Source organism: Halorubrum sp. SD690R (assembly GCF_005435035.1).
GTDB classification, from domain to species: Archaea; Halobacteriota; Halobacteria; order Halobacteriales; family Haloferacaceae; genus Halorubrum; species Halorubrum ezzemoulense.
In genome coordinates this window covers 1-4,205 of record NZ_SGTV01000068.1, presented here as the reverse complement: position 1 = coordinate 4,205, position 4,205 = coordinate 1, and the positions used below count along the sequence as shown (strand labels likewise).

Genomic DNA, 4,205 nt, shown 5'->3' with positions numbered 1-4,205 from the left:
AAGCCGACGCATGATTCTTGATGAGGAGGCGTCTTGGTGCACACTTGCCGCCTCCTCATTCCTCTCAAAAAGTAGCCTCGATAAGCCGCTGCTGTCATGCGGTTCTTCGCTTAGCTAAAGACGAATGCCCCCCAAACATACGGGCGAAACTCTCGTTTTCTCTCCTTTATACGGCTGTGGCGCGGTCAACAACGCCCCATCGGAATCCGTGTCATTGCCGGGTGAACCTCCGCAGTTCACCGCCCCTTGTGGTTCGGGTCGGCATCTCACCGATTCCATAGTGTACACTATAACGCCATCACAGTAGTAAAATCACGGAGAAAGGCTCTGTTGAAATCCCATTCTTCAGATATATTTTCGCCTGAAACAGCGGTTAATGAGAGCTGTATGTGTTGCGTAGTGAGAAATACGTCGAAATTACTATTCAATAGTCTAAACAATCGCCAATATGTCGAAGCTGTCTCTGATAAGTATAATACTGGGGATTGTGCTGCTCGGAGTTGCTGGGTACATGGGATACTCTCAGCAACAAAGTCTCTCGTCCGGGGTACAGATTGAAGCCACGGTAGAGAGCAAAGAAGTCACCATGGATTCCTCAAAAAGGGGGGACAGGTACACCCCCCACGTCACTTACAGCTACACGTACAACGGAACCGACTATACTTCCGACAACATCAGACCGGGAATAGGAACAAAAGCGTCCGACACAAGGACTGCCGCGGGAGACAGAATTGACCGGTACAATGTCGGGGAGACAACCACGGCCTATGTCGTACAAGGCTCGCCCTCGAAATCGTATCTTAAGAAACAGAGTAGCCCTCTACCACTTATATTCGGCATCTTAGGCCTATTCCTGATCGGAAGACCAGTCTACAAATCCGTCGCTTCTTAACCTCGAACCGCTCCGTTAGGGTGATGTCCCTCCGCTTGGTTGCTAAATTACTACTTCATATTCTGGCTCTAAGTCTCGCACCTGATAAGTTCCAACACGCCTCCGTGAAACGCCGAGTTTCAGATAGTGAAACGCGTCAGTACAATGTATCACATCAACACGAGATGGATCTAGCGTGACACTCAATATTGGTTCATCGCTTGCGGGAGGAATCAGCCGTGTCGCGAATCGTAACGGCTTGCTGTTGCTGGTCGCATATTTGCTGATCGGGGCTGCGTGGCAGATTCCGTTTTATAGTGCTGTCGTCACGGGGCTTGAGCAGTCAGGTACGCCGACAGAGAACGTAGCTCTCCCGGCAATCGACGCCCCGCTTGCTGTTTCCGTGAGCGCAGCTATTCTCCTGTTGCTGGGGCTTCAATGGCTCACGATTGTCACGATTCGAACGTTTGTCGGCGGTCATACACAGGAAATTCCGTCAGAGTACTACACGCGAAACATTGTGCCGGTCCTCCTGAACTCGCTCGTTGGGGGGCTCATATACGCGGTTCTCATGCTCGTCGGGTCAGTGCTCTTTGTTATTCCTGGAATCATCGCATACGTCGCGTTCATCTTTACGGTCGTGTACATCGCGGTAGAGGACAAGAACTTTATCGCCGGGTTTCGGGATAGCTGGCAACTAACGCGCGGCCATTGGTTTCGACTGTTTGGACTCTTAGTGATAATTATCGCTGGGATTGGGCTCATCTCAGGTGTGTTAACAGCCATGACATCGTTAGTGGTCGGTGCCATTGCCGGGGAAGGAATAGGAATCCTGCTGTCTGGTGTTGTCGGACTCCCGTTTTCGTTACTCATCCTTGCGACCCTAGCAGAAGCGTTCACCCAACTGCGAGAGAGTCAAAAAGAGATGGTGACATCGTAGATTGTATCGACGGTAATCGCAGTGGTACGGTTACGGAGAATTGAGGAGAAAGCCTCGCGTTTTAGCGCGGGGATGAATCCGACACTACCCTTCACAGTCCACCGTTCGATGGCACGGCTGGATATTCCACGCTGAGCAAATACATAGCATCAAGTAAGTTGGTCTACATAGGTTACGTATAGCGAAACAGGTCGTTACCCGCACCTATACTGCTTCCATACGGAACCAGTCTCGGGTGCAAGACGACCTTGATTCGCTCGGGTTCGCCGCCTCGAAACTCTGGAACGTCGGACGGTGGACGTGTAGTCGGATCTGGGATGAAATCGGTCACATTCCCAACCACAACGAACTCACCACGTACCTCAAAACCCACGAACGCTATGATGACCTGCATTCGCAGTCAAGTCAGCGAGTCCTTCAAGAACTCGCTGAGGCGTTCAACGGTTGGTACGGCAAACGACGTAACGGAGACACGAGAGCGAACCCGCCCGGCTACCGTAAACACGGCGACGAACACCCGCGTTCCACAGTCACGTTCAAGCAGAAAGGCTTCAAACTCGACACCCAGTACAACCGCGTCCGACTCTCAAAAGGATCGAACCTGAAAGAGTACTGGTCGGATTTTGTCCTGTGTACGCACCAAACTCGCCCCGACGTTGACCTCTCCGCCGTGGAGAACGTCCAACAAACCAAGATTGTGTGGACGGGCGACGAATGGGAACTACACTTCGTCTGTAAGGTCGAGGTCGACGTGGATGAAGCCCCCGGTGAGAAGACGGTGGGTGTTGGTCTCGGTATTAACAACTTTGCCGCGCTCGCGTATGAAGACGGTCACAGCGAGCTGTACCCGCTGAACTGCTTGAAACAGGACGACTACTACTTCAGCAAGCGAATCGCTCTGTGTGACGACTCGAATTCCGATCAGGCCACCGGGCTGAACCAGAAGAAGTCGGCTCGCCGTACCCACTACTTCCACACACTCTCGAAACGTATCGTCCAGCGGTGTGTTGACGAGGAAGTTGGAACTATCGTGGTGGGAGATCTCTCTGGCATCCGTGAGGATGAGGAGAACGCCGAGTCAAAGGACTGGGGCATACACGGGAATCTTGATCTACACTCGTGGGCGTTCGACCGGTTCACAGACCTTCTCGAATACAAAGCCGAAATGGAAGGTATTACGATTGAACAAGTGTCTGAGCGGGATACCTCGAAGCCGTGTTCGTGCTGTGGTCGGAAGCGTGACGCAAACCGTGTTGAACGCGGACTGTATGTCTGCGATGAGTGCGGGACTGTGGCGAACGCGGACGTGAACGGTGCTGAGAACATTCGGCAGAAAGTATCTCCGAGTTCACCGAATCTCTCGGTGGATAGGAGTAACGGCTGGTTGGCACAGCCATCGACGCTCTTGTTTGACAAAGAAACTGGTGCGTTTGTACCTCAAGAACAGGTCACGTCGTGAACCACAATATCCCAACCCAGCGGTGCGGTGCCGTGGGAATCCTCGCGCTTCAGCGCGGGGAGAATGTCAATTGCTGAAGAGTTCCACAAGGCCGCACTCTTCAATTAAAATTCACCTCAAAATCGTCTGTCTGAGGATCCAAGCTTCCTATCCACGCCCGAATAAATCCCATTGGGATCAGATACAGTAGCAGTGTAGGCAATGAGTTGAGGTCGCTATCGATTGCGAATGCGATACCGGCTAAAACCAACGTCACGGGGGCGAGTACGTATACAAATATCAAGTACAATTCAGTAAGTGGGGCGTACACAAACGCCAGCGGGTCTGTCGGTGATTTCTGTTTGTATGATTGCTCAGCAACAAAGTGCCGCCAAACACGGCTCAGCTGAAACAGCACGATGCCAGCGATCGCGAGGCCGACTGACACGGGTAGGTCCGAACTAAGACTGTATCTGGAGGCAACAGAGCGGATTATAACGCCGACAATCACGGCATTGAAAACAACTTTGGACCAGACAAATTTGATATTTCGCCAGTATACTGGTGGGAACAAGCCAATCAGCTGACGTGGGGTCGGGTCGGTGTCCCACATGTCTCCGTCCCGACCGTCTACTGGTTTCGGAGTAAACAACGCAACAGGAAAAAAGAAGAGCTGGATAATCGCTACCTCGATGAGATACACCAGTGCGATCTCAACGATGTTCCACTGAAACACGACCACTCCAACAATGAGTCCAAAATTCAGTATGAGCCCAATGAAAAAGTCGCTAGACTCCCCCAGTTCTCTGAACGTGGTATCAACAACCGACGCTCTTCAGTAGACTGGCGGAACCAGGAGCATTAGTGCCTCTGGCCCGGCAAAAGCGGGTATGCATGAAGACCGTCCTGCCTTCGGCCAGAGGCTATCGGAACTTGCGGAACTTGGGGTAATAGAA

General features: G+C 52.1%; 4 protein-coding genes. 3 read left to right on the top strand and 1 reads right to left on the bottom strand.

Annotation, left to right across the window (positions count from 1 at the left end; all coding sequences use genetic code 11):
* Positions 1-448 precede the first annotated feature (448 nt).
* The 3 genes from EXE41_RS18270 (at position 449) to EXE41_RS18260 (ending at position 3,270) form a co-directional block, all read left to right on the top strand.
* On the top strand, positions 449-892 hold the full coding sequence (locus EXE41_RS18270; protein WP_137691749.1) for a DUF3592 domain-containing protein: 444 nt from the start codon (positions 449-451) through the stop codon (positions 890-892).
* A gap of 175 nt (positions 893-1,067) precedes the next feature.
* On the top strand, positions 1,068-1,811 hold the full coding sequence (locus tag EXE41_RS18265; RefSeq protein ID WP_241987293.1) for a hypothetical protein: 744 nt from the start codon (positions 1,068-1,070) through the stop codon (positions 1,809-1,811).
* 178 nt (positions 1,812-1,989) lie between these two features.
* Positions 1,990-3,270 (top strand): RNA-guided endonuclease TnpB family protein, encoded by a 1,281-nt coding sequence (locus EXE41_RS18260; RefSeq protein WP_137691748.1) that lies wholly within the window; start codon positions 1,990-1,992, stop codon positions 3,268-3,270.
* Positions 3,271-3,370: 100 nt separating this feature from the next.
* On the opposite strand, the gene EXE41_RS18255 is transcribed toward EXE41_RS18260, so the two are convergent.
* A complete protein-coding gene (locus EXE41_RS18255; RefSeq protein WP_394348120.1) occupies positions 3,371-4,015 on the bottom strand; it encodes a DUF6498-containing protein in 645 nt (214 codons plus the stop codon).
* Positions 4,016-4,205: the final 190 nt, after the last annotated feature.